This is a genomic window from Endozoicomonas sp. Mp262 (genome assembly GCF_025643335.1).
In the GTDB taxonomy this organism is placed as follows: Bacteria; Pseudomonadota; Gammaproteobacteria; order Pseudomonadales; family Endozoicomonadaceae; genus Endonucleibacter.
Genome location: NZ_CP092489.1, coordinates 816,019 through 842,100, shown reverse-complemented (window position 1 = coordinate 842,100; position 26,082 = coordinate 816,019). Strand labels below are relative to the sequence as shown.

The 26,082-nt window shown below is 47.2% G+C and carries 20 protein-coding genes and 1 tRNA gene; 3 read left to right on the top strand and 18 right to left on the bottom strand.

The genetic code is table 11. The features are described 5' to 3' along the window. Window positions 1-28: 28 nt before the first annotated feature. Window positions 29-1,237: an aspartyl protease family protein gene (locus MJ595_RS03680; protein ID WP_263081176.1), complete on the bottom strand. Its 1,209-nt coding sequence runs from the start codon at window positions 1,235-1,237 to the stop codon at window positions 29-31. A gap of 161 nt (window positions 1,238-1,398) precedes the next feature. Here MJ595_RS03680 and MJ595_RS03675 point away from each other — a divergent pair. After that, window positions 1,399-1,475, top strand: a tRNA-Ile gene (locus MJ595_RS03675). A gap of 310 nt (window positions 1,476-1,785) precedes the next feature. On the opposite strand, the gene MJ595_RS03670 is transcribed toward MJ595_RS03675, so the two are convergent. The 5 genes from MJ595_RS03670 to rnr all read right to left on the bottom strand — a co-directional run bounded on the left by MJ595_RS03670 (window position 1,786) and on the right by rnr (window position 9,822). Then, window positions 1,786-2,778, bottom strand: a complete 993-nt coding sequence (locus MJ595_RS03670) for an IS30 family transposase (protein ID WP_263078067.1) — start codon at window positions 2,776-2,778, stop codon at window positions 1,786-1,788. Between the two features lie 362 nt (window positions 2,779-3,140). Then, window positions 3,141-4,514, bottom strand: a complete 1,374-nt coding sequence (locus MJ595_RS03665; RefSeq protein WP_263081175.1) for a hypothetical protein — start codon at window positions 4,512-4,514, stop codon at window positions 3,141-3,143. 349 nt (window positions 4,515-4,863) lie between these two features. Next, window positions 4,864-5,607 (bottom strand): hypothetical protein, encoded by a 744-nt coding sequence (locus tag MJ595_RS03660; protein ID WP_263081174.1) that lies wholly within the window; start codon window positions 5,605-5,607, stop codon window positions 4,864-4,866. Window positions 5,608-5,624: 17 nt separating this feature from the next. Further along, the gene (locus tag MJ595_RS03655; protein WP_263081173.1) at window positions 5,625-6,968 is read right to left on the bottom strand and encodes a glycosyl hydrolase family 18 protein; all 1,344 of its coding nucleotides are present in this window, start codon (window positions 6,966-6,968) and stop codon (window positions 5,625-5,627) included. A gap of 277 nt (window positions 6,969-7,245) precedes the next feature. After that, on the bottom strand, window positions 7,246-9,822 hold the full coding sequence (gene rnr / locus MJ595_RS03650; protein ID WP_263081172.1) for a ribonuclease R: 2,577 nt from the start codon (window positions 9,820-9,822) through the stop codon (window positions 7,246-7,248). 344 nt (window positions 9,823-10,166) lie between these two features. On the opposite strand from rnr, the gene MJ595_RS03645 reads away from it, so the two are divergent. Further along, window positions 10,167-10,721: a hypothetical protein gene (locus MJ595_RS03645; RefSeq protein WP_263081171.1), complete on the top strand. Its 555-nt coding sequence runs from the start codon at window positions 10,167-10,169 to the stop codon at window positions 10,719-10,721. A gap of 64 nt (window positions 10,722-10,785) precedes the next feature. On the opposite strand, the gene MJ595_RS03640 is transcribed toward MJ595_RS03645, so the two are convergent. The 12 genes from MJ595_RS03640 to MJ595_RS03585 form a co-directional block, all read right to left on the bottom strand. Further along, complete coding sequence (locus MJ595_RS03640; protein WP_263081170.1) at window positions 10,786-12,078, bottom strand: adenylosuccinate synthase; 1,293 nt, start codon at window positions 12,076-12,078, stop codon at window positions 10,786-10,788. A 207-nt stretch (window positions 12,079-12,285) separates the two neighbouring features. Continuing rightward, entirely contained in the window at window positions 12,286-12,480 is a 195-nt protein-coding gene (locus tag MJ595_RS03635) for a DUF2065 domain-containing protein (RefSeq protein ID WP_263081169.1), read from the bottom strand. Window positions 12,481-12,568: 88 nt separating this feature from the next. Beyond that, window positions 12,569-13,447 carry a protease modulator HflC gene (hflC, locus tag MJ595_RS03630; protein ID WP_263081168.1) on the bottom strand — a complete coding sequence of 293 codons (879 nt, stop codon included), beginning with the start codon at window positions 13,445-13,447 and terminating at the stop codon, window positions 12,569-12,571. After that, complete coding sequence (hflK, locus tag MJ595_RS03625) at window positions 13,444-14,610, bottom strand: FtsH protease activity modulator HflK (protein WP_263081167.1); 1,167 nt, start codon at window positions 14,608-14,610, stop codon at window positions 13,444-13,446. Before hflK ends, hflC begins: the two co-directional genes overlap by 4 nt. Before the next feature lie 360 nt (window positions 14,611-14,970). Continuing rightward, window positions 14,971-16,263 carry a GTPase HflX gene (gene hflX, locus MJ595_RS03620; protein WP_263081166.1) on the bottom strand — a complete coding sequence of 431 codons (1,293 nt, stop codon included), beginning with the start codon at window positions 16,261-16,263 and terminating at the stop codon, window positions 14,971-14,973. Between the two features lie 193 nt (window positions 16,264-16,456). Next, entirely contained in the window at window positions 16,457-16,711 is a 255-nt protein-coding gene (hfq, locus tag MJ595_RS03615) for an RNA chaperone Hfq (protein ID WP_263081165.1), read from the bottom strand. A 332-nt stretch (window positions 16,712-17,043) separates the two neighbouring features. Then, entirely contained in the window at window positions 17,044-17,949 is a 906-nt protein-coding gene (gene miaA / locus MJ595_RS03610) for a tRNA (adenosine(37)-N6)-dimethylallyltransferase MiaA (RefSeq protein WP_263322452.1), read from the bottom strand. A gap of 496 nt (window positions 17,950-18,445) precedes the next feature. Beyond that, window positions 18,446-20,380, bottom strand: a complete 1,935-nt coding sequence (gene mutL, locus MJ595_RS03605; RefSeq protein ID WP_263081164.1) for a DNA mismatch repair endonuclease MutL — start codon at window positions 20,378-20,380, stop codon at window positions 18,446-18,448. A 120-nt stretch (window positions 20,381-20,500) separates the two neighbouring features. Next, window positions 20,501-21,955 (bottom strand): N-acetylmuramoyl-L-alanine amidase, encoded by a 1,455-nt coding sequence (locus MJ595_RS03600; RefSeq protein WP_263081163.1) that lies wholly within the window; start codon window positions 21,953-21,955, stop codon window positions 20,501-20,503. Continuing rightward, on the bottom strand, window positions 21,946-22,443 hold the full coding sequence (gene tsaE / locus MJ595_RS03595; RefSeq protein WP_263081162.1) for a tRNA (adenosine(37)-N6)-threonylcarbamoyltransferase complex ATPase subunit type 1 TsaE: 498 nt from the start codon (window positions 22,441-22,443) through the stop codon (window positions 21,946-21,948). Before tsaE ends, MJ595_RS03600 begins: the two co-directional genes overlap by 10 nt. A 29-nt stretch (window positions 22,444-22,472) precedes the next feature. After that, window positions 22,473-23,993 carry an NAD(P)H-hydrate dehydratase gene (locus MJ595_RS03590; protein ID WP_263081161.1) on the bottom strand — a complete coding sequence of 507 codons (1,521 nt, stop codon included), beginning with the start codon at window positions 23,991-23,993 and terminating at the stop codon, window positions 22,473-22,475. Window positions 23,994-24,420: 427 nt separating this feature from the next. Further along, window positions 24,421-25,365 (bottom strand): integron integrase, encoded by a 945-nt coding sequence (locus MJ595_RS03585; protein WP_263322451.1) that lies wholly within the window; start codon window positions 25,363-25,365, stop codon window positions 24,421-24,423. 281 nt (window positions 25,366-25,646) lie between these two features. On the opposite strand from MJ595_RS03585, the gene MJ595_RS03580 reads away from it, so the two are divergent. Beyond that, a complete protein-coding gene (locus tag MJ595_RS03580) occupies window positions 25,647-26,060 on the top strand; it encodes a hypothetical protein (RefSeq protein WP_263080880.1) in 414 nt (137 codons plus the stop codon). Window positions 26,061-26,082 lie beyond the last annotated feature (22 nt).

The window sequence follows — 26,082 nt, the reverse complement described above, 5'->3', positions numbered from 1 at the left end:
AGAGTGGAATTAAGGCAGTCAAAACCATCTAATAGCGTGGAATCAGTGTCAGGGTCTGCTTTTCCTGGTCTATCTGGAATATAAAACGGTTGAGGACATTCATACCCAGCAAGCCGTCAGCGGTTTCTGTGGAATCAAAATCGAGCTCGGCAACATCCAGGTCCTTGAGCACAAATTGACCCACCTGAAAACGCTTCACCCGAAATAACGGTGAAAAGTGAAAACCACTGGCGGTTTTGAGATCCACATGCCCAACCCTTGCGGCCTGTTTTTTACGCTTTAATTCCTGAAGAATACGCTGTGGCAGTGTTGTTACTGAGGCACCGGTATCAATCAGCAATCTGGCCCGCTGTTTGTCACCAACCTGGACATCCGTGAGAAAATGCCCTCCTGAAGCGATCAAAGGTACTGTTCCAGGCGGAATATCTTCTGGCTCATCAGGAACCGGCGGGAATAGTTCCGCCAGTATCTGGGCTGCCCTTGAGCCAAATTGATGGTCCGGCAGGAGTGCTTCCAGCTCCCGAACAGCGCTTTCTACATCATTAATTGCCAGGTAGGATTCCGCCAGAGCATAGCGATAGAAGCTATAGTCAGGCTCAAGGTATGCCAGCTTTTGGAAAAGGGACAGGCTACTTTCCAGCTTGTCCTGCTTTCTATTAAAACTAAACAGCAGCCGGGTGAGCCTGTGGGTATTGTCATCAAAGTAGGCCAGATCATCAGCCCGTAATGCAAAGGATCTGGCACTAATACACACCTCAATGGCCGGAGAGATATCCTGATTACTTTCCAGAACTATCGAGTGGATTTTCAATAATTCCATATCCTGATAATAATATTGGGTAAATCGTGCCAGTGCATTAATGCAGGCACTAAAGTTCTTTGACTGTGCCCATTGTTGCAGGGTAGCCAGAAGCGTTTGCCTTAATTGCCTGTAAAGTACTGATTCTGAATGCTCATGAACCTGGTATAGCGTTAATGCATCGTCGTACCGGCCCTCATCCAGTGAAGCTTGAAATGCCCAAAGATCCTCGGAAGACGGTTGGTTTTCATAAATGGGTGAGGGATGAAACAGAATCGGCTGAGCGTCTTGCTCCAGCTTGAGCGGTGCTGGCAGATAGGTCTTTTTATTATCCTCTTTTCTGGTCAGGTGGTCATGCAGCAGCCAGCCGGAAAGCACACCTATTAATAGCAGCAGGATGATTAACAGAATATTTCGAAAACCAGTAAATGCCCTCAAAGTACTACCAGATAGATTTAGTTATAGTTTGAATACTAATTTAGACCATGGATTGCGCAATAAGTGTCCAGAGGGCGGATCAAAATACGAATTCTCTACCGCTTCTGCGCAAAAGGGACTAGCGCAAAGGGCGATCTCTGCGTATAATCGCATCCACTTTTGGGCCTATAGCTCAGTTGGTTAGAGCAGTGGACTCATAATCCATTGGTCGCAGGTTCGAGTCCTGCTGGGCCCACCAGATAGCAGAAGGGCTTCCTAGTTAGGAAGCCCTTTTTTTATGCCTGAATTTCTTCAAAAGTGACATGTCTGCGACATGAGTCGTCACCATAAAAAAAAGTAAAATTTTTGATTTGTGGATCTGAAAGCCTTGCTGTTCATGTGATATTTTTATGACAAGTGCGGCTTGTCGAATGCTTTCGCCTATGTTCCTTATGTTCCGGGAGGGTGCAAAGCAGTAATATCCAGCGGTAAAAATCCGGGGGTATTGATGAAAAGAAAGTGGTTACTGTTTTTATCTGTTGGAGCAATAATTTTTATAACACCTGAATTCAAGTCATAAATGCATAACCCATGACTTTTCTTGCATTCACTCCAGTTAACTCTTTGAATGCCTCATATGGTGTTTTGTAACCGAGGCATTTCCTGGGCCTGCTGTTCAGCTTGTCTACCGCAATGATAACGTCTCTTTCTTTGACGTTATGAAGCTCCATTGATTTGGGAAAGTACTGCCTGAGCAGCCCATTGGCATTCTCATTCTGGCCTCTCTCCCAAGAGTGGTAGGGCACAGCAAAGTAGCTGTCGCAGCTCAAGGCTTTGTTGATTGCTTCATGCTGAGCAAATTCCTTACCGTTGTCGTAAGTGATCGTTTTAACAAACCTTTTCAGGGGCTTGAGTGTATCAATCACTGCCTGTTTAACCGCTTTTGCTTTCTTTCCTGGCAGCGGAACAGCAAGGCGCAGTTTAGTCTTTCGCTCATCCAGTGTGGCAATGGCACCCTTATGGTTTTTGCCGATTACGGTATCCGCCTCCCAGTCACCAACACGCCCCCTGTTGTTGACGATCTCCGGGCGCTCTTCAATACCTACCCGGTTAGGTATGCCTGTTCGGTTATGAGCTGAACCATATCGCTTTCGGTACGTTTTTTTCTGATGGCGCAAGTGTTTATACAGGGTACCGTCAGTGCGCTTATCATCCTCTATGAACTGGTAAATCGTCTCATGATGCAACTTGATTATCCCTTCTTTTTCAAGCCTTCCAGCCACTTGCTCAGGACTCCAGTCAGCCCGGATATCTTGAGCAATCCGTCGCTTAATATCTTCCGTCAACTTCACCGCCTTGGGTTTTTCCTTATGACGCTGTTGAGCCTTACGATGAGCCTGCTGGTGCCTGTAACCACGCTGCCCTGTGTTGCGTCCTAACTCCCGTGACAGCGAACTCTGTGAACGCCCGAGTTTTTCTGCAATTTTATTTTGAGAAGTCCCATTTTTCAGTTCGATTTCGATATAATGTCTCTCTTCAGAGCTAAGGTGCTTAAAGGCCATCCTTGGCGTCCTCTGTTTGGTTTGGTTGCTTAACAGAGTACCCCTGAGTTCTGATTCACTTCAAAGGCTCTGTAACAACCCTCTGGTTACAGAGGTTATGCATTTATGATACAAATTCAGGTTCTATCTTTTATTGCCGTAGTTTATTTAGCTGAAGTTTTTTTCAAGCCTGAAAATACAGAGAATTTGTCAAAGTCTATTGATTGGCATTGTGAAATTTGTGGGTGTCCTTTTTATTTTTTTATTGTTATTTATTACTCTCAGTGAGCCGTCTGGTGCGGATCCGCATGCCAGGTGGTGTGGGGAGAGCTGGAGAGAAGCCAGCTCTCCCCCGATTACAAATTAAATTACATCCTCGATGATTATTCTACTGATTCACATGTAGCCTTCACTGCAAGAGGTTTCTCATAAGAGCCAAGAATCCATTTTCCCCACCTCCCTGTATTTGTGCTAATAACTATAATTGAATCATCACGCTGAATATAACTCGCAAGCGATTTGTCCCAATGTTTTTTAACTATTACTTCTTTTTCTGCACTATAAATTTTTAGCGAGACTCCTTTAATCTCCTGACCTAATTCAGTCTGCACCTCATCATAAAAAGCAAAAGCTCCAGCACCCTCTTGCTGAAAATGTCCAGACTTAAAAGTATCCATTTCACATATTTGCCCACCATCAGAGTTAAGGTCTTCACTCCCATCTTCATCAATAAATTTAAGCTCCTCCCATCCTTCTAGCTCCTGCATTTCAGTATGCCAGGTTTTACGATCTCTGACGCCAAGAGTATATACACCATCTTCTTTCGTTGCTGGCTCAATAACAACAATATTCTTCTTTATAAAAGAGGCACAAAAAGAAATAAAAAATGATTTATTATTTATTGCTAATAATTCTTTACCCTTTAAACATAAGCGAATATTGCGCAAGTTATCAAAATAGCCACTACTCTCACACTCTGAAAATAATTCAGATAATACAAGATTCGTAAAAAGCCGCCGTACACTATCGATTCCAGGAATTACTGTTTGTTTTAGCTTACCAACATTAGTTGTTTGAGGTGGAGGGAGGATAGCTGCTATAAAATTTATTAATTCCCACCTTAGTGTAGCAACTGATTTTTTATGTGCGTCAGCGATACAGAACAGAAAGTCATCACCTTCTATCTCAAACAGTACCTCCCTTCCCTCCTTTTTTAAATCAGAAGGCAGTTTTACAGACAGATCCAGTTCAACAGCCACTTTCAAAATTTCTTTATGATAAAGCTGTACTTTTTTAAGTAGTTCCCATGAAGGTATATAATGTATATCTTCTATATTTGTTCTTCTAAAGTAATAGTGAAATAAATCTGGGTTAGATATAATCAGGCAGGCTCGAATACCTATATTTCCAACCCATGAAGGAGGAAAAATATACTTTCCCTTTTTTATATATGAAAACTCATTACTTCCAATAATATTCGCCACCTCATTATTTTTATAGTTACCCCTTCTAAAAAAATAGCCAAAACCAAAAGACTTCCACAATATTTCACTCTCAGCTTTCAAACTTTCAGATTGAAATTGTTCACATTCGATCCCCTCAAGAATCAATTCCAAATCACGTGCTTTTATAAAAGACCCAACTGCAGTAGGATTTTTGCATTTCTCCTTCATAGCGAAACAGTCTAAAAATAAAAAGCAGTAACAAATAAACACAGCAGACCCTGTAAATATCCTTATGCTCAACTCACTAAACAATCGCGTCATCTTACTACATCTCACTTCTTTTATAGTAAATAGTCGCAATAACCTGATTGATAATATAGCAGGAAAAATCATCAGAATTTTCTACCACCTGCTTATTAAGCATCAAAAAGGACTAATAGAGACTAAGACTAATAGGATAGTCAGTGCGCCGAGATAAATCGGCAAGAGATTGAAGGTGAAAGTCCTTCATCCGGACTTTATCCGGTAAGCTCTAGCGAACCGCCGGAAGTTTTAGAATGAGGCCTGACACCTTTCCACTGCAAGAAAACACGCACTTCCTATGTTGGTGCGGTTTAACACCAGCGTAATAGGCGATTTAGAAAGTGCGACTGGTATAACTCTATGACTGCAATAAATCTTTTCCTATTGCGGCAATACCGGGGGCAGCGATGTAAAGGGTCAGTATTATCAAAAGAATCCCAGTCCAGTGATACAGTTTTTTCCAGCCAGCATTCGCCCGATGGAGAATTGAGAAGTCTGTGAGATAAATGGTTTCACAGGCTCCATTGCCAGTATCTGTTCGGGTAGTGCTGGTGCCTCGCAGCCCAGCAACTCGTCCCTGGTAACTGGCAAGATAGCCTTTCATATGAATGATATCGCCGTAATCGGCTTTGAGTACGGCCTCTGAGATTTTCGGGTCATCCACCAGAATATGATTGTTAGACAGTCTGGTGGGATCAAAACGTTGATAGGCTATGCTGCTTCCTGTCTGGTAATAGCAGGTCCACTGGCCACTGGAAAAATCAAACTGGTTGTATATCTCCGGGCTTGTATTCACACCTCCCCAGATAACGCACAGGTCTTTCAGGTTGATAAAGTCTTTGGTGTCCTTATGGATCCGGTCTTTCCAGGACATACTATGGTGGTAAGATACCACCATTCCCCAGAGTTCATAGGAGTACAGGGGTGATACCTGATAAGGCTCGTTACCAACGTGAGTCACGAAAGCTGGCAGGTCAACCCTGGTTTGAATGGGGTCTTGTAGCAGTTCCGGAAAAACCACCGGTTTATCGGGCAGCTGATTGTGCTTCCACCATGAAACCAGGTAAATGGCTAATACCAGAAAAAATAATGTTTTTTTCAAATAATAATGACCGGTTGTTATTTTAAACAGTTGGGTATTGCACTCACTCCCTGCCAGATAGATCGAAGGTAACCCAAAGAGTTAGCTGTGACATTGAATATCATCATCCCGCCTTCATAATTTTTATCAATTGCACATTGTGCCAGGTTTTTGGCCGTTGCAGATGGAGTGCTGACAGTACTGGCTCCAATACTTAATTTAGACTTGCTGACGCCATGAATTGCATAGGGATGAAGTCTGCTTGTGCAGTATTTGCTCCAGTAACTCATTTCCCATCCGTAATCTATTTTTTCGCTTAAGTTATGACCATTCCAGTCAGCCTTGAAATTAGGGGTATCTCTGAATAGTGCTTTAGTGATCAGTTTATCTGGCATTTTATCCCGGAGGGCTTTTGTGACGAGGGGGAGGGAGTCACTGTAAACGCTGTCGCATCTAGAGTACTCATCATCAATATCAATTCCATCCAGGCCGTAACGGTCAATTGTACTTTTTACTATTTGTGCGAAGTCTATGGCATCCTCTTCATTAGCAAAGCAAGACCAGCCTGCATTTTGGTGGTTACCAAGAACACTCAATAAAACTTTGACCCCCTCTTTTTGCAAATGCCGAATTTTTTGAAGGTTATTATCCAGTAAATTCGAGATACGACGATTTAAGTGAAGCACTGCTTTCTGGCTATTACTATCATAATTGATATTAGCGGCAAAAATAATGGCAATATCAAATAATAACTCATCGTTTTCTTTAAAGCAGCCAACATTGGCAATGTCATTGCTATTGACTTCAACATAGGCAATTTTTTTCTGATTGCTACCATCCAAACCTGAATCAACACCACCGGATGCATCCAGCTTGGTCTTACAAAGAGAACTCTCCAACGGTTGCAGGTCGTAGCCTACACTATCACAGCTACTATCGCTAAAACGCTCGATGGCAGCCTGGGCCGCCAGCCGGGTGCTTTCCTTATCATCCAGCATGCTGCACAGGTTATCGCTATCGCCACGACTGGCATCACTGGCCTCCTCGAATGTTACATGCTCAGTTCCAACGGGACAGCTGCTACCCTTAATCCTGGAGACTGTTTTACATAGAGATTTACTCAGGGTTTGGGGCTGATTGACCTTAATGGCACAACCATACGCATCACCATAAATGGCAGCCAAATCCCCTAGCCTGGAAATATTCGAGTCCTCCATTTCTGTGCAGATGGCCTCTTTATTGGCAGTGGCTTCACTAATGTTAACGTGAATAGATTCTGCAGGGCATGTCTCTCCCTGATGCTCAAAAAAATTGGCTTTAAGCAATCGGCAATAACTAACCAGGAATAAGAAAATAAAGAAAATAAGTCTTTTACGGCTCATTATTTTCACCATTATTATAAATCGGAATTTTAGCTATTAAATAAATCGGCACACTTGTATTATTTTGAAACATCAAAATCCGGGAAAAAATGATGGGGAGACAGGTCGGTGGTTAACTGGTTTATGATCAGCGGTTTTGCATCGGTCAATACTCTTCGTTACTCCTCCCTATTGACGCTGAAGTGAAAAATGATATCACTTGATGAACGATGCATATGACTATGAACCATCGGCATAATTTATGGCGTCTGCCTATCAGACGCCATAGGTTCAAATACTAACCTTCGGAGCTAACTTTCCGCTTCCGGGGTTTTCTAACAGGGTTGGCAGAGGCCTTCTTTTTCTTACCCGTACCACTCGCGGACTGTTCCGGATTTTTCCCTGCCTTTTTCTGGCTAGCCTGTTTCTTCTTAGTGGTTTTTTTCTTTTCTGCCCGGGTTGGCTTTCTTTTCTTTCCTTTTTTCTTGCCCTCTGCACGCTCCTCATCTGCCTCACGGGCAGCTTTCGCTTCCCTTAGCAGTCTGGCTTTGGCCGCAGCGGACTTGGAACGTTTGGCAACCTCTCCCGGTACCCGCTTTTTGCTCCGTCCACCACTGCGTTTCTTATCTGACCGAGCACCTCCTGAGGCAGACGACAGTTCAAAATCAATTTTCTTGTCGTCCATATTGACGCGGGTTACGGTGACTTCCAGTTCATCTCCCAGATTATAGGAGCGCCCGGTCTTTTCACCCTTCAGACGATGATGAACCGCATCAAAGTGATAGTAGTCCCCGGGCAGGCTGCTAATATGGACTAGCCCTTCCACAAAGATATCTTTGAGTTCAACAAACAACCCAAAGCCTGTGACTGAGGATATAACGCCTTTGAAGGTCTGGCCCAGGTGTTGCTGCATATATTCACACTTTAACCAGTCCATAGCGTCGCGAGTGGCTTCATCAGCCCGCCGTTCAGTTTGGGAACAATGCTCTCCCAGCTGTTCAATATCACTGGTTTCGTAGGGATAGATGGCTTTTTTGCTCAGAGGCCGTGCTCCCTCAACGCGCTTGACACTCCGGCTCTCCTTTTCGGATCGAATAACATGGCGAATGGCCCGATGAACCAGAAGATCCGGGTAACGACGGATAGGTGAGGTGAAATGAGCATAAGCATTGAAGGCCAGGCCAAAGTGCCCTTTATTGTCTGAGGTATAAACAGCCTGGCTCATTGACCGGAGCACCACCGTCTGGATGACGTGCAGGTCTGGGCGACCCTGTATTTCTGACATTAGCCTCTGGATATCTTTGGGTTTGATTTTCCCTGAGGGAATGGATAGCCCGAGGCTCCCCAAAAAGCTGTTCAGGTTAAGTCGCTTCTCCATGGTAGGACCTTCATGTACCCGGAAAAGCCCTGGTATGCCATGCTTTTCCAGAAAGCGGGCTGCGGATACATTAGCACAGAGCATACACTCTTCAATCAACTTATGGGCATCATTGCGTTCCGTGGGGACAATCCGGTCAATTTTGCGATTAGAACCAAAGACTATGCGTGTTTCAACCGTATCAAAATCAATGGCACCCCGGGTATTCCGAACCTGACGCAGAGTCTTGTAGAGTTTGTGCAGCTCTTCAATATTGGGAATCACCGGTTGTTTTTGCTTTCTCAACTTCTGACCTTCTGTGCTCAGAGGCGTGGCCAGCATTTCCCAGACCTGGTTATAGGTCAGTCGGGCATGAGAGCAGATCAACCCTTCATAGAATTTGTAGCCCGATAATTTTCCCTGGGCACTGATGGTCATTTCACAGACCATTGCCAACCGGTCTACTTCCGGATTAAGGGAGCAAAGGCCGTTGGAAAGAACTTCCGGCAGCATAGGCACCACATTGCCGGGGAAGTAGACAGATGTCCCTCTTTCCCGGGCTTCGGTATCCAGTGCAGAGCCGGGTTTTACATAATGGGAGACATCGGCAATCGCCACGAATAAACGCCAGCCGCCGCCTTTTTTGGTTTCGCAATAGACGGCATCATCAAAATCCCTGGCATCCTCTCCATCAATGGTGACAAAGGGAGTTTGCCGTAAGTCAACCCGGTGTTTTTTATCAGCGGCCAGTACTTCATGTTTGAAGCGGCTGGATTGTGCCATAACCGCTTCAGGCCAGGTATGGGGAATATTATGGGTACGCAGGGCGACTTCCACTTCCATACCTGCTTCCGAACGGTCACCCAGGATTTCCTTAATCAGTCCTACAGGTAGCGCACGACGGCCAGGCTGTTCCAGTATTTCCAGTAACACATACTGACCTGACACAGGCATTAAGGGGCCGGGCTTAACAATAATCTCCCGGTTGATGCGGGAGTTTTCCGGGGTAACAAAGGCAGCTCCTGACTCTTCATAGTAACGGCCTACCAAGTGCCTGGTATTTCTTTCCAGAACCTCTACCACCTGACCTTCTTTCCGGCCACGGCGGTCAACACCGGCTTCCCTCACCAGCGCCCGGTCTCCATCGAACAGCTGTCGCATTTCCCGCGGAGACAGATAGAGGTCTTCACTTCCCTCATCGGGAATTAGGAAGCCATAGCCTTCCCTGTTGCCCTGAACACGTCCCTGAATTAAATCCAGTTTGCTGAGCAGGGCAAATGCACCTTTTCTATTTTGAAGCAACTGGGCATCCCGAACCATGGCTTTTAGCCTAAACAGCAACGCTTGCTGCTGTTCTTCGTCAATGACCTCTAATTCTTTGCATAAGGCGCGATGACTGGCGGGTGCTCCCCGTTGTTCAAGGAACTGCATAATAAGCTGGCGGCTGGGAATCGGGCTGGCATAACGAGATGCTTCCTGGGCCGCTTGTGGGTCGGAGTCTTTCCACCATTCAGACATGGGGGGTATTACACCTCGCAGAAATAGACAGAAGCCCAGCCGTTAGACGGGTATTCTTTGATTTGTTAAAGGATTGAGAGTGAAGAAGCATCAGCTGGACAATTTAAAGCAGCATTTGAATTTACTCAGATACTATAACCTTAACGCCAATATCAAGGTAAAGCAAAAGCCAGGCTCATTTCACATTAGAGATACTCTGGAGTGGGAAACAATCAGCCAAGTCTATACTGAGGCCAGTAGTGTAATGAAAAATATGAAAACAGCAATTTAAGGACATTCAACCGAGGCATACCAGGTACCAAGACATCAAATGTTAACGATCGCACAATAAAGAGTAGTCGGGCATGCTCTTTTTTCTTTTAGCTATTTTATTATTACCTCTCGAGCTAATCGCCGATAGCGGTGAAACAGCTATATGCAAGACCTGTTACTCCCAACAAAGCACAAAAAAAATCGTGCTTACCAATTGTGGACACCCATTTTGTCCCATATGCCTGCTGGAAAAAGTGAATTCACAATTACAGAACCAGCTCCCCCTGACCTGCCCAGACTGCACCAGTGATATCTTGGCATATGACCTAGTAGCACTCGGCCTATCAGCAGCTGCTATACAAAAAGAAATAGTCGAGAATACCCAGAAAATAAAAAAAAGTTTGGAGGACTTTGTAATACTCATTTCAAAAGCATACGCTTTTTGTTTCGGGCGTGATCTATTTAATGCGTCAATGACTTTGCTGGTTATAACTTTCGAAATTCCTTTTCCCGTACAAGCGGCAATAGCCATTCCTTATCATTTGATTCAGTTCTACAGTCTCTATAAGTTTTTTAGTTCTCTGCGCCTCCTGGCCATAAATATCATAGCCTCTGCTCTTCAATACCTGAGTTACACCAGTCAGTAATACAACCCCACCAGCTTGCACATAGGCTCACAACTGGTGGGTAATCGCACTGAAAAAGCCGCTATTAACCGAAAGGCTGTTCAATAATAATTGTTTCTACCCGATCCGGGCCTGTGGAAACAATATGTATGGGTGCACCAGTCACCTCTTCCAGTTTCTTGATATAAGCCTTGGCGTTAGCAGGCAGCTCTTCCAGACTCTTGGCACCGAAAGTGGACTCGCTCCAGCCAGGAACCTCCTGGTAAACAGGAACCAGAGTTTCGTACTCTTCAACGTCTACAGGCGTGGTAATGGACTCGCCTTGTGCATTTTGGTAACCCACGCAGATCTTAATGGTTTCCAGACCATCCAGAACGTCCAGCTTGGTCAGGCACAGGCCGGAAACACTGTTGATTTGAATAGCCTGACGCAGGGCAACGGCATCAAACCAGCCACAGCGACGGGGACGACCGGTGGTTGCACCAAACTCATGGCCTTTTTCGGCCAGGTGACGACCCACTTCACAGTCGAGTTCAGTGGGGAAAGGGCCTGCGCCAACACGGGTGGTATAGGCTTTGGTAATACCCAGCACATAGTCAAGGTAGAGAGGCCCTATGCCACTGCCTGTGGATACGCCCCCGGCGGTGGTGTTGGAGGATGTAACAAATGGATAGGTGCCGTGGTCGATATCCAGAAGTGAGCCCTGGGCTCCTTCAAACAGAATATGATCCTCTTGCTCAAGGTGGTGGTGGAGGCGGTCGGTGACCCGTTCAACCATTGGCGCCAGCTGCTCACCCATTGCCAGGGTTTCATCCAGCACTTTTTGGTAATCCACTTCTTCAGCGTTGTAGTAATGCTTAAGGGCAAAGTTATGGTATTCCATAACCTCTTTCAGTTTTTCTGCAAACCGTTCAGGGTGCAGAAGGTCTGCCAAACGCAGGCCTCGACGGGAAACCTTGTCTTCATAAGCCGGGCCGATGCCACGACCTGTTGTGCCAATCTTGGATTTGCCACGGGCCAGTTCACGGGCATTATCCAGAGCCACGTGATAAGGCAGAATCAGTGGGCAGGCAGGGCTTAGTTTCAGTCTTTCACGTACAGGAACACCTTTTTGTTCCAGCTGGTCCATCTCTTTCAACAGTGCTTCAGGTGAAAGAACAACGCCATTACCGATATAGCAAATAACGCCTTCCCGCAGAATTCCGGAAGGAATCAGGTGCAGAACTGTTTTTTCACCATCAATAACCAGTGTGTGGCCAGCGTTATGGCCGCCCTGATAGCGGACAACCGCTTCGGCCTGTTCGGTCAGCAAGTCAACGATCTTGCCTTTACCTTCGTCACCCCACTGAGTGCCCAGTACGACAACAGTCTTACCCATGGAATCAGTCTCTTAACATCAATAAAAAAACAGATGATTCAAGCTTTAAGCAGTCGGCTTTAAACTTTAACTTAGAGCTTCCAAAACGGTACACACTCATACCGCCACTCGGGCGAACACCTGATAGCCCGAATGAAAGGAAATCGAAAGAGGTTTTTTCCTCCTGATTTCCTGATGCGATTTATTTTTCATGCAGATGAACACAGACTAGCTGTTCGTGAGATAAAGCAGGACAACACCCACCAGCATACTGGCCAGCCCCGTGACCCTTAGCTGTCGGTCATCGACTTCGGACAGCCTTGATACCAACAGGCGCCAGCGTTGCGGATAGAGGAATGGTACTACACCCTCGAGCACCAGCATCAGACTGAGAGCCACCAGGATCTGTTGCCCAAGACTCATAACACATCCTCTTTTCATACATGAAAAAACCGGGCCTGAACCCGGTTTTCACTATCTTACCACTGTCTGCAACAGAGTTCACTGTTACCTACTTCGCTTTACCCTTCATACTGTTGAGGTACTTGAAGAAATCATTATCAGGTTCAACCAGCAGTATATCACCGGCTTCATTAAAGGATGACTTATAAGCCTGCAGACTACGGTAGAAAGCGTAGAACTCAGGGTCCTGACGGAATGCCTGAGCATAGATTTCTGCGGCCTTGGCGTCACCTTCACCACGTAGTATCTCGGCTTTTTTGTAGGAGTCAGCAAGGATAACCCGCTTTTCCCTATCCGCATTAGCCATGATACCTTCGGCCATTTCCTTACCTTTGGAGCGGTATTCCTGGGCTTCTTTCTCCCGCTCGGAAGACATCCGTTCAAAGACGGAGTCACTCACCTGGGGGGGCAGATCGATTCGCTTCACGCGGACATCAACCACAGAGACACCCAGTTCGGTTTGAGCCACTTCGTCAAGGGAGCGGGTAATGTCATCCATTAACTCATCACGCTGACCTGATACCACTTCATTGAGTGTGAGGCCACCGAACTTGTTCCGCATTCTTGACTCAGCCCGTTGCGCCAGCAGTGTGTTGGCCCGGAGCAGGTCACCGGCGGTGGATTTGTAGAAAGCATAGACATCATGGATTTTCCATTTGATGTAAGAATCCACAATAACCGCTTTCTTTTCCAGGGTCAGGAAACGCTCGGATGGTACATCCAGGGTCTGGAGTCGGCCATCAAAGACCTTGACCTTATCAATGAAAGGTAATTTCCAGTGCAGCCCGGGCTCAATGTTATCCCTGACAATCTGGCCAAAACGGAGTTGAACGGCACGTTCGCGTTCGGAGATAACAAACAGCGTGCTATACGCAACGGCTGCCAGTACCAGGATTGCAATAAATCCACTGAAGGCTCTCTGGCTCATCGACCGATCCTCCCGCTACTGCGTGCAGAGCTCACTCGTTTGTTCAATTCCTCTGTGACCCTGTTGGTAATTTCATTGAGCTCCTGGGGAGACAGTTCCCTGGATGGCGCAATCTGGGTACTTGCCTTGCCGCCGGCAATTTTGTCCAGAGGCAGGTAGATCATGTTGTTACCGCCTTTGACATCAACCAGAACCTTGCTGGTATTACCCAGTACTTCCTCTACGGTTTCGATGTACAGACGTTCACGGGTAACATCCGGAGCACGGCGGTACTCGCTGTACAGTCTGCTAAAGCGGTCAGCCTCACCTTCAGCCCGTGCAATGATCTCATCGCGGTAGCCGTTGGCATCTTCCAGTGCCCGCTGGGCTTGTCCCCTGGCCTCAGGAATCACTTTATTGGCATAAGCCTCGGCTTTGTTTTTGGAGCGCTCCTCATCCTCCCTTGCCCTGATAACATCATCAAAGGCACTCTGAACTTCTTTGGGGGGCTGGGCACTTTCAACGTTCACCTTGTTGACGCTCAGGCCAGAGCCGTAGCTATCAAGGTAGGCTTGCAGGCGATCGCGAACGTCCGTTCCCATGGTTTCACGGCCTTCCGTTAACACCTGGTGCATCTCGGAGCTGCCAACAACGTGACGCAAGGCACTTTGTGTCGCCTCTTCCAGGCTCACCAGTGGCTTGGCAACATTGAGGGTGTAGTCTTTAATGCTGGCAATGTTATATTGAACAGACATGGAGACTTCGACGATATTTTCGTCTTCAGTCAGCATTTGTTGGCGTAAATTATAGGTACGATATTCGGTGACCCGCTCCTGAAACTTTTCTTCAATGCCCGGGAAATAGATATGCAGGCCTGGTCCTACGGTTTCGACATACTCACCAAAACGTAGGATGACCGCTCGTTCTTTTTCATCAACGGTATAAACTGCGTTCCATAAATAGGCAATCGCCAGCAGAACCAGTCCCCCGATAAACATCCCTGAAGATGATCCGGAAGAATTGCCCCGACCAGAGCCGCCACCGCGACCACCACCCAATAAACGGTTTAATTTGTCCTGGAGCTTCCGAAAAGCATCATCAAGGTCCGGAGGTCCTTGTTTTTTGCCTTTGTTTCCTCCACCCCAAGGATCCTGGTTATTTCCACCCGGCTCGTTCCAGGCCATATATGTCTCCGTAGAGTCTGTATAGATAATGACTACGCTATCAGCGGATGGTATTCCCAACAACTGACAGGGCTTAGTCGTCCATTACCCTAAAAACACAGTGTTACTGCACACAGCTTCCTGACCCGCTGACCAGGGCACTAATTTCCGGGAATACAATAGTCTGTCTTGGATTCCCGGAAACTATCTTTAACCTTTATGGCCATCTTCCACTGCCCTGGTAGCATCTGTGTCCTGGAAGGAACAGTGCACAAAAAACTGCTCTCTTTCCGACGACAGGCTCAACCAATCATCATTCCAGAGCCAGATTGTAGGGTTTGGATAGCAAATAGCGCAAGTTGAATTGGTAAAGTCCCCTATTTAATGGTGAAGTTTCAGGCAATCTTCGGCCAGACTCTCCTGTTTTGCCAGTCGGTCAAAATCCTGGCGGGGAATACAAATATCCAGCAGTAGAAGACCCCCATCAGAGTATTCCTCTTTGCGAATGGCCCCGAGCTGGTACAGCCTTGACCTTACCCGCCCCTGAGCAGGTTGCAGTGACAGGCATCCCTCAACCATATCCTCTGCCATCAATTCAGAGATGGCTGTTTCAAGCAGGTCAAGACCCGCACCGGTGACGGCGGAAACCCAGACACGAACCGGTTTACCATTATCGTCCCGCTGAATTTTAGGCTCTACACCCTCCAGCAAGTCCACCTTGTTAAAGACTTGCAGGATCGGGACATTCATGGCGTCAATTTCATCAAGCACATTGTGTACTTGTTCGATATTGTCAAGCCGTTCAGGGTCATGGCTGTCAATAACATGCAGGAGAAGGTCTGCCTGACGGGTTTCTTCCAGGGTGGCCCGAAAGGCTTCCACCAGCTTATGGGGTAAATGCCTGATAAAACCAACGGTATCTGCCAGGATGACCGGACCGGTATCTTGCAGATCCAGTCTTCTAAGGGTTGGGTCTAAGGTGGCAAACAGTTGGTCTGCGGCATAGACGACAGATTCTGTCATAGAGTTAAACAGGGTTGATTTTCCCGCATTGGTATAGCCCACCAGGGACACCAGTGGAATATCCGCCCGTTGCCTGGATCGTCTGCCCTGCTCTCGCTGACGACGCACTTTTTCCAGCTTGCGGGTAATACTTTTTATTCGAGCCCTTAGCAAGCGGCGGTCAGTTTCAAGCTGGGTTTCACCGGGACCCCTCAGTCCAATACCCCCTTTCTGGCGTTCAAGATGGGTCCAGCCCCTCACCAGACGGGTGCTCATATGTTGCAATTGTGCCAGCTCAACTTGCAGCTTACCTTCAAAGGTTCGTGCTCGCTGGGCAAAAATATCCAGGATCAGGCCGGTTCTGTCGATGACCCTTGCCTTCAGCTCTTTTTCCAGGTTGCGTTCCTGGCTGGGTGACAGGGTATGGTTAAAGATAACCACATCAGCCTGGTGCAGGGTGACGAGGTCTCTGATTTCTTCTACCTTCCCCGGGCCAACGAAATAGCGGGGGTTCGGATTTTGATTATTAGCGGTGATAAACGCGGCAGATGAAACCTGAGTGGATTGCACCAGCTCCATAAATTCCTGCGGATCTTCTCTCTCACCTTCATCTTTTAATTCGAGGTGAACAAGAACAGCTACTTCACCCCCCTCGTGGCGGTCAAAAAACAAGCAATAACTCCTGGTGATTATCAGTTCAGGGTGTAAGGGTAGCACTATAATGGAATGTTGGAGAACCACTTTGGTTCAATTGTTTGCTATGGGGAATAATAAGGGAAGGATAAGTCAGAGGTGCCGTTTGGCGGTGTGTGGCAATAAAGAAAAAGGCGCCAGATTAGCGCCTTTATCAACCTGAAGCAGAGTGTTAAATCTGTTCTGGGTGGGGCTGTTCATGCTCTCCCTGCATGGGCAGGCGAACAGGACGGCTTGGAACAACAGTAGATACCGCATGCTTGTAAACCATTTGGCTTACAGTGTTTTTCAGCAGGATAACAAACTGGTCGAAAGATTCGATTTGTCCCTGAAGCTTAATACCATTAACCAGGTAGATAGAAACGGGTACGCGTTCTTTACGTAGCACATTCAGGTAAGGGTCTTGTAGAGAATGCCCTTTTGACATTTCTGTACTCCTTAATAATTCTCGGGTTTTGAATAGCTTGTTTTCACTTGTAGAGGAGTAGCTATTCGCTCGACCGGCTGAGCCAGCACCTATTTGTTCAATCTATGTACAGCCCATAAAGTGCGGAGCCACGATAAGTTAACCCTGCACTGCGCTCAATAAGTAATACTAGCTACTCCCGCGAGACCTGCAGGAAGTATTACAGGTTCTTGCGTACCAATTTCTCGGCAGTCATTCCGGTCTTGCTAATTTAACATGTCACACCCTGATGAATTGATACAGTCAATTACTTACATAGAGTGACAGATAAACCGACAAAAACCGGAAGTCTACTATCCCAGACCTTGTTGAATGATATGAAGGGCATCATTCTTGATATCTGGCGATAGTGAGTCCAGCCAGTTTACGTTGGGCCAGCTTCGCAACCATGTCAATTGCCTTTTGGCCAGTTGACGGGTGGCGATAATACCTTTTTCGACCATGCCTTCCCAGGTTAGTTCCCCATCGAGCCAGGACCACATTTGCCGGTAACCCACTGCCCGGATTGAGGGCATGGCGGTGTTAAGGTCACCCCTTTGGTACAGTGCCCGGACTTCCTGCTCAAAGCCATTTTCGATCATCAGTTTAAATCGCCGGGCAATGCGCTCGTGTAGTATAGCTCTGTCAGCAGGAGCTATGGCCAGGTTGATAACGTTATAGGGCAGGGAGGTTTTCTGCTGTTCATTATGCCAGGCAGATAAGGGCCTGCCGGTTGCCCTGAATACTTCCAGTGCCCTTTGCAGGCGTTGGGTATCCGTAGGGTTTATGCGGTCAGCGGCCTGAGGGTCTATTTCTGCCAGTTGGGTGTGCAGATAAGTCCAGCCATGGCTATTAGCCTCTTCGAGAATTTGGTCTCGAATGGTTTTGTCGGCAGAAGGAAGCCGGGCCAAACCATCCCGGAGAACCTTGAAATAGAGCATAGTACCACCAACCAGCAAAGGGATTTTTCCCCTGGCGGTGATCTGGGTCATTTCCCTGAGGGCATCTTCACGGAATTCTGCGGCAGAATAGGCTTCGGAAGGATCAAGAAAACTGATCAGCCGGTGTGGCGCTTTGGCAAGAACCTCCGGTTCCGGCTTGGCGGTGCCAATATCCATACCTTTGTAAACCAATGCCGAATCGACACTGATCAACTCACAGGGCATGATTTCAGACAATGCAATGGCCAGATCAGTTTTTCCGGAAGCGGTAGGCCCCATTAAAAATATAGCGGGAGGGAGAGCATTTTCCTGTTTATTCACATTCAACAACCATTAGAAAAGGTAAAACATAGACCGGGAAACAGGTTCAGGATTCATCTTGTATTTTGCGATTGGTATGCATTCCCAGCGAGGAACGAGGAGAGGGTTTCCTGCACTCTCCTACTAACCAGTTGCTGCCCACGCATAAAGAGCTTGCCTCGCTCCCAACGTCCCGAGGGTGTCGCGAAACTTGGTTTGCCTCGTTCCCAGCGTCCCGAGGTTGTCGCAAAAGTTATTTTTATTAACCACGGAGACACAAAGACACAGAGAAAAGCGTTTTTTTTATCATTTTTGCTCCTGATAAGGGACAAAACAAGAAAACTTTGTGCCTCTGTGTCTTTGTGGTTAAAACAAAGCATACTTTTGCGACACCCTCTCCCCGCTGGGAATGCATACGGGTTTTTCAGTTCATACAATACCTGTATGGATATTCGCGCTTCCCTGCACTAACCAGTTACTGCCCCCGCATAAAGAGCTTATCCAGCTCATCCATGGTCAGCAAAGTCCAGGTGGGACGTCCATGGTTACACTGACCACTTCGCTCGGTCTGCTCCATATCCCGAAGCAAGGCATTCATTTCTTCTATGGATAGCTTGCGATTGGCACGGACAGAACCATGACAGGCCATAGTGGCAAGAATTTCATTGATATGGCTTTCGATTTTATCGCTGGAGCCATACTGTTTTAAGTCATGGGTAATATCCCTGACCAGTTTCTCCACATCAGCGCCACGGAGCATAACCGGCACTTCCCGGATAACCAGTGTTTCCGGGCCCATTCGCTCAAGAGTCAGTCCCAGTTGCCGGAAATAATTTTCATGCTCTTCGGCACAGTCTGCTTCAATGGCACTAACGGCTATGGACTTGGGCACCAAAAGCGGTTGGGAGGCAATTCCTTCAGCATGCCAGGCCAGCTTCATTCGCTCGTAGGTTATCCGCTCATGGGCGGCATGCATATCCACCAGAATCATGCCCTGATAATTCTCAGCCAGGATATAAATACCTTTTAACTGGGCAATGGCATAACCTAAAGGAGGGGCTAGCCCATCGTCTTCAGGAAGGGTATCCCTGAGTTCCTGAACCCTGGGCTGGACAGCTTCTCCAACAGCCAGGGCCGGAGGTATTTCCTGGCTACCAGCCACACCCGTGGCAGAAGATGTTGAATAGAGTTCTCCATAAGCCTTGAGTTGTCTGCTGACCTGCCCTGCTGAAGGTGTGGGTGAGGAATCCTGGCGAATAGAGTCCTGGCTGGTTTCACGAGAATAGGTTCTGGATGATGGAGGTGCCAGGGATATGTTTTCCTGCCCCTGGAACTCTCCGGCATTAATTCCGGTTGAAGTTTGAGCCGGTCCGGAAGAAAGGCTTGTGGGGAGAATCTGGTCTTCCGGCCTTACTTCTGCCAAGGCGCGATTCAGGGTACTGAATAAAAAGTTGTGGACAGTTCGCCCATCCCTGAAACGAACCTCATGTTTGGTGGGGTGAACGTTGACATCCACCTGCGCCGGATCAAGCTCAAGGTAAAGCACAAAAGTCGGGTGTCGTCCGCTGAACAGGACATCCCGATAGGCTTGCCGGACAGCGTGGGCAACGAGTTTATCCCGGATTACCCGACCATTAACAAAAAAGTATTGTAAGTCGGCACTGGAGCGTGAAAAGGTGGGTAAGCCCACCCAGCCCCAGAGCTTGAGTCCAGAGGCTTCCACATCGACACATACGGCATTTTCAATAAACTTTGGACCACAGAGTGAGGCCACCCTTCGATCTTTTTCTGCCTGACTGGTGGCTGCTCTCAGTTGGTGGATGCTGCGCTGGTTATGGCGCAGGGAAAACGCCACATCAAAGCGGGAAAGGGCAAGTCGTTTGACCACCTCTTCAAGGTGGGAGAATTCTGTTTTCTCTGTTCTCAGGAACTTGCGGCGAGCTGGTGTGTTAAAGAAAAGGTCTTTAACCTCAACAGTGGTGCCAACGGGATGGGGCGCCGGATTCAGGCGAGCGTCCATATCCCTGCCCTCTACCAGCACTTGCCAGCCGGATTCCTGTCCTTCAGTGCAGGAGGTCAGGGTGAGCCGTGACACTGAACTGATACTGGCCAGGGCCTCACCACGAAATCCCAGGGTGGCAACACCTTCAAGGTCTTCCAGCTCGGAGATTTTACTGGTGGCATGGCGGGAAAGGGCCAGTGCCAAATCGTCTTTGGGAATGCCGTGTCCGTCATCACGGATACGGATCAGTTTGACACCACCGCTTTCTATTTCAACCACCAGTTTTCTGGCGCCGGCATCCAGACTGTTTTCCAGAAGTTCCTTTACCGCAGATGCCGGGCGTTCCACCACCTCACCCGCAGCGATTTGGTTGGCAAGTCGGTTATCTAATAAACGAATGGGTTTCATCGGCTATGCTCAGTATTGCGCATGATGCACTAAAAAGTGTCAAAAGACCTTTGCTGCTATTTTCGAGGTAGGGCATTTCATATAGCTATGATTAACAAACATGTTCTCGTGATTATATCGTTAGTTTGGAATCACCAACACCTGTCCTGTTCGAATAGTATTCGCCCTTGAAATTTTATTGGCTTTTTTCAGGGAATTCAGGCTGATATCAAATCGGTCTGCAATTTCTGAAAGTGTATCACCGGCCTGGATCACATAGCGGCCAGGGCGGGCATTTAATTTACCTTCCCGCTTCCATTTTGCGATCAGGGTATCCGGGGGAGGCTTTCTTTCAAACCATGTTTTTAGTCCTTTAAAGATAGAGTTTGCCATGGCCTGCTGGTGAGCGCGTGTTTTCAGTTGCCTGGATTCCTTCGGATTGGTAATAAAGCCGGTTTCAACCAATATGGAAGGAATATCGGGCGACTTAAGCACAACAAATGCCGCTTGTTCCACCCGTTTTTTGTGAAGATGATTGATCCCGCTTATATTTTTTAGAATCTTGTCACCCACCTCCAGGCTGGAAGAAAGGGTTGAGGTCATGGACAAATCCAAAAGAACGCCTGCCAGAACATCATCTTTATCACTGAGGGAGATACCGCCTTCACCGCCGATCTGATCCGACATATTTTCTTTCTGCGCCAGCCAGCGGGCAGTCTCAGACGTGGCACCCCGACGGGATAGGGCAAAGACAGAGGCACCGTGGGCGCGGGAATCCTTAAACCCATCGGCATGAATGGAGATAAACAGGTCGGCTTTATTTTCCCTTGCTATACGGGTTCGTTGCCGCAGGTCCACATAGTAATCAGCATCCCGAATCAACACAGGCTTAAAGCCCGGGGCTTTCTGCAACAGTTTTGCCAGCTTTTTAGCGATAGCCAGGGTGACATGTTTTTCATAGCCACCACCATGGGCAATAGCGCCTGGATCTTCCCCGCCATGACCAGGATCGATGGCAACCACAATATCCCGCCAGCCTTTTTTAACCGGTGCGGGTGCTACAGGCTTTTTTTTGCCTTTATCAAACAGGTCAACCACCAGACGGTGGCCATAGGTAGCATTAGGTTTCAAAAGAAAGCTTTTGGCACTCACCTGTTGACTCAGGTCGAGAACAATCCGCAAATCTTTTTTATTGCGTACGCCATAGCGTACTTTTTTTATGGGTGTGTTTTTGAGAGGTAGTGCAGTCAGGGAGGTTTTAAGCCTGGAATCCTTGATATCTATCACCAGCCGTTGGGGATTGTTCAAGGAAAATTCAGAGTGGGCAACGGCACTGGAAACATCAAAAACCAGCCGGGTTTTATCCGGTGACCGCCAGAGCCGGACACCATTGACCAGCGCTGAAATGGCCCAGGCCAGCTCTGTTTTGAAAGTTGAGAGACCTAACAGCAGGCAAAATGATCCGGCAGTTCTGGAGAGAAACAATCGTCGCTCACGTGACTGAGGCTGTGCCTCCGCCAAGGAGGATTGCTCCACTCTGGATTTGGAAAATAAACGGCGGAAAAAGGTTAATACCTTCCTTGACGTTAATGACATCCAGCCTCCCTGTTTCGGCTGAACTGCTCCCTGATAATCTCTGCAAGCTGTTGACCGTAGTCTGATAACCCCTTAAGGCTTGCTGTTCGCCCCGGCAGGTTATAGTCAAAGGTGATCTCAAGGTCTGCCCTGGGTATGGCACCTTCCCCGCGACATGGCCATTCCACCAGGCAAAGGCATTTCTCCTCAAAATAGTCCCGGCCTCCGATAAACTCAAGTTCCTCAGGGTCGGCAAGGCGGTAAAGGTCAAAATGATAAATCTTCTGGCCATTGACCTCGTAAGGTTCCACCAGAGTATAGGTGGGGCTTTTTACTGCGCCCTGATGACCCAGGGCATTCAGTACGCCCCGGCAAAATGTGGTTTTGCCGGTGCCCAGATTGCCCTGTAGAAAAATAATGCCTTCTCCTTTACAGGCTTCTGCCAGCAGCCTGCCAAAAAGCACCATTTCTTCTTCGTTATCAATGAGAAGTTCTGTTCCGCCTTGCATCAATGCCTCTACCCAGCCCAAATGCTTACTTATTCCCGGTTAACCAAACGGTTTAACCGGCTTCTGATCCCCGGTATTAATGCTGTTGCCAGCATACCTATTTCACCCTGCTCGGCCGCGAGGTCATCCGCTGCCGTTGAGTGGAGCCAGACGCCAAGCGCCGCAGCCTGTTCTGGTTCCAGGTCTTGTGCCAGCAACGCTCCCAGCACGCCGCTGAGGATATCTCCCATGCCTGCCACAGCCATTCCGGGGTTTCCCGCAGAACAAAGCTGAAGGTTCTGGCCACAGGCTATCAACGACCCTGCCCCTTTTAATACCACTGTACACCCAAACCGCTGACTTATTTCTATTGCTGCATTAAAGCGGTCTTTCTGAATTTTATCGGCTGTTGTGCCTAAAAGTCTGGCGGCTTCACCGGGGTGTGGAGTCAGAATCATCGGAGACTTTCGATCACAAAGCAATTGGGAATCATCCGCAATCAAATTGAGGGCATCAGCATCCAGAATCAGGGGTAAAGGGCTAGCCAGTGCGGTTTTCAGCAAGCTTCTTGCCCAATGATCCTGTCCCAGACCGGGTCCAATAACCATGACACTTTTGCCAGGAATCATAGCGTTTAAATCATGGCTATTGTCAACACCCTGAGCCATAAGTTCAGGTCGGCGGATGGCTAAAGCCATCAGGTGTTCCTTGCGGGTGGCAACCGTCACCCTGCCAGCACCACAGGCCAGGGCTGATTCTGAAGCCATAATAATGGCTCCCGGCATACCCTGATTTCCACCAACCAGAAGGATGTGGCCGTATAACCCTTTGTGGGCATGTTTCGGTCTCTGTGGTATCAAGTCTGCCAATTTTTTTCGGGAAATTCTCTGACACGATGCAGGTTGTTTAGTAAATACCCCGATTGGAACGTCCAGGGAGGCATAGGTGAGCTCACCACACAGCTCTGGCCCCATTGCTGTCATCAGTCCCTGTTTTAAGCCGATAAACGTCACAGTCTGTGTGGCAGAGACGGCAGATCCGAGAATAGCGCCCGTATCAGCACAGAGACCCGAGGGAATATCCACCGCAATAACCGGTTTGCCAGCCGCGTTTATTGTTTCAATAGCGATCCGGTATTCACCACTAACATCGCCACTAAGACCAGTGCCTAGCAGGGCATCTACAACAATGTCACCGGTTATTGTTGTGGTTTCTGAGAAAGGCTGGATGTCTACCTTCTGGCTATAACAAAAAGCCCAGGCTTTGTGGGCATCGCCTTTTAATAATTCCGGTGCTTTAAGGGCAGTGACCGTTACCGGAATGCCTTTTTGCTTGGCAAGCCCCGCAATAATATAACCATCGCCTCCATTATTACCGGCACCACAAAATACCTGTACCTTCAGGCTACCCTCCTTGAGGGCAGGCCAGGTTTGACACATTTTATGGAACGCTTCAGTACCGGCCCGGGTCATTAGCTCAAAGCCCTCTGTTCCGAACTCCTCAATAGTGATCCGGTCAAGTTCCCGGACTTGTTCAGCGGTGTATAAAGCGTCTGGTAGTAACTGGTTCATGACGTTCTCTCACAGGATCAGGTTTTCTCAAAGGATACCTCTACCGAACCTGTTAGGGACATGAGATCAGGGATTTTGTAAGCTATACGACGATAAAATTGTAATAACCGAGCTACCGAGGCCTATTGCTCTGCCAAGCCCATTAAAGGTGTTGGCTTTGCCTCCGGGCGGTAGCGTATCTGGAGATATTTATAGCTGGTTTGGTGGGAAGTAAACAAATACTGCCAGTGCGGACTAAATGTTGCTGATGGGGGCTTTCTTGTCAATGCATCAGGCATCCAGATCAGCCCTGTGATAGTGACCTGCCTGGTTAATCTTTAACTGGATAGCGGGGATCAGTGGCTCTGGCAACAGTGTGACACGGTCTTTTTCACCTTTCCACTGCGGGCAATAATAACTTTTCGGTAGAGCGGTAGCGTGTCTGGATTTAAAGTTTATTGAGCGGGCTATGCACTGAATGGCCACCCCGATTTAGTACATGGGTATAAATCTGGGTCGTCTTTAAATCCTTATGTCCCAACAGCTCTTGCACCGTGCGGATATCATAGCCATCGTCTAAAAGATGCGTAGCAAACGAGTGGCGTAGAGTGTGACAGCTTCCCTTTTTATAAATGCATGCTTTTTGAATAGCTTTTTTTATCGCACGTTGCAGCGTGCTGTCATCAATATGATGGCGCATTTCTTTACCTGACCGGGGTTCTATTGAACGCTTATGTGAAGCAAACAGGTATTGCCAGTGCAAGCTGACTGCTTCAGAGGGATACTTTCTCGCCAGTGCATCAGGCATCCAGACTTCACCAAAGCCAGCGTCTAAATCTGCCCGGTGGTAATGACTGACTTGATTTATTTTTAGCTCAATAGTGGGAATTAATGGCTCAGGCAACAATGTGATACGGTCTTTGCCGCCTTTACCACTGCGAACAATAATCGTTTTTCGATAAAAGTCGATATCTTTAATCCGAAGTCGAAGACATTCCATCAAGCGCAGTCCAGAGCCATACATCAGCTGAAAAGGCAGCTTGTGATCAGGGTGGACAACATCAAATAGCGCCTTTATCTCATGGCGCTCGAAAACAACGGGTATTCTGGGAGGCTTTTTGGCGCGTGCTGCTTTTCGAACATCGCCTAAAGGTCTGCCAACTATCTGAACGTAGAGAAAATTAAGGGCATTCAGCGCCTGATTTTGGGTAGATGCTGAAACATGCCTCTGAACTGCAAGGTACGTTAAAAATTGCATAACATGATCAGGTCCCATCTCATTAGGGTGTCTCATATTGTGATAGCGAATATAGTATTTGATCCAATAGCAATAGGATTTTTCGGTTTGATAACTGTAGCGTTTAACTCGCAGTGTGTTTCGCACACTGTCCATAAAGCGAACTGACATGTGAATACCTTAACAACTGTTTTTTTATACAGTATTATTGGCGCATTTCCCCATTTTGCAAATAACTCAAACGAAAAATATTGGAGAGAAATATGAATATCAGGTTTTTTATCTTTATTATCAGTTGGTTACTGCTGCGGTGTTTGTGAAATAATACCCCGCAGGTTGCGGGTATATGAAGCGTGATCGGGGGATATCTGGGTAGTGCGGCTATTATCCAATATCGCTCGGTTGAGAGATAATAGCTGTTAGGTGTATAAGAAATAGTGAACTACCATATAACCATGATTCTCTACAGAAAGAATATTGGCTTTATGTTTTCAAAATATTCAAAATTTTACCTTATGGTTTTATGTTTATATGGGTCTTTTATTAGAGCTGATCCAAAATTTTTTGAATTAGGTTATCTGAATTCTAGCAACCATGAATTCGTTACTTGGACTGTTTATCCACTTTCTGATTACATGTGGAATTTAATTGTATCATATCCTAGAAGTAAATATTTTCAGTCTACTCTCTTAACCCATTTCTCATATAATAAAAATAAAACAGAACAAGGAGAGTTTATTCAAGTTTGTGCTGAGTGTAAAAATAAACGTCAATTCCTACTTATGCCGGAAAGTGGTAATTTTCTGTACATAAAAGAAAAATGCTATGATACCCGTGAGTCTGGGGATTAACACCTAACAATCGCAGGCAGCA

Excerpts from the sequence above, each read along its gene's own strand:
- MJ595_RS03670 (WP_263078067.1), bottom strand. The coding sequence starts at position 2,778 with ATGGCCTTTAAGCACCTTAGCTCTGAAGAGAGACATTATATCGAAATC.
- MJ595_RS03655 (WP_263081173.1), bottom strand. The coding sequence starts at position 6,968 with ATGAGCCGTAAAAGACTTATTTTCTTTATTTTCTTATTCCTGGTTAGT.
- rnr (WP_263081172.1), bottom strand. The coding sequence starts at position 9,822 with ATGTCTGAATGGTGGAAAGACTCCGACCCACAAGCGGCCCAGGAAGCA.
- MJ595_RS03645 (WP_263081171.1), top strand. The coding sequence starts at position 10,167 with ATGCTCTTTTTTCTTTTAGCTATTTTATTATTACCTCTCGAGCTAATC.
- MJ595_RS03640 (WP_263081170.1), bottom strand. The coding sequence starts at position 12,078 with ATGGGTAAGACTGTTGTCGTACTGGGCACTCAGTGGGGTGACGAAGGT.
- MJ595_RS03635 (WP_263081169.1), bottom strand. The coding sequence starts at position 12,480 with ATGAGTCTTGGGCAACAGATCCTGGTGGCTCTCAGTCTGATGCTGGTG.
- hflC (WP_263081168.1), bottom strand. The coding sequence starts at position 13,447 with ATGAGCCAGAGAGCCTTCAGTGGATTTATTGCAATCCTGGTACTGGCA.
- hflK (WP_263081167.1), bottom strand. The coding sequence starts at position 14,610 with ATGGCCTGGAACGAGCCGGGTGGAAATAACCAGGATCCTTGGGGTGGA.
- hfq (WP_263081165.1), bottom strand. The coding sequence starts at position 16,711 with ATGTCAAAAGGGCATTCTCTACAAGACCCTTACCTGAATGTGCTACGT.
- miaA (WP_263322452.1), bottom strand. The coding sequence starts at position 17,949 with ATGGGGCCTACCGCTTCCGGAAAAACTGATCTGGCCATTGCATTGTCT.
- mutL (WP_263081164.1), bottom strand. The coding sequence starts at position 20,380 with ATGAAACCCATTCGTTTATTAGATAACCGACTTGCCAACCAAATCGCT.
- MJ595_RS03600 (WP_263081163.1), bottom strand. The coding sequence starts at position 21,955 with ATGTCATTAACGTCAAGGAAGGTATTAACCTTTTTCCGCCGTTTATTT.
- tsaE (WP_263081162.1), bottom strand. The coding sequence starts at position 22,443 with ATGCAAGGCGGAACAGAACTTCTCATTGATAACGAAGAAGAAATGGTG.
- MJ595_RS03590 (WP_263081161.1), bottom strand. The coding sequence starts at position 23,993 with ATGAACCAGTTACTACCAGACGCTTTATACACCGCTGAACAAGTCCGG.
- MJ595_RS03585 (WP_263322451.1), bottom strand. The coding sequence starts at position 25,365 with ATGGACAGTGTGCGAAACACACTGCGAGTTAAACGCTACAGTTATCAA.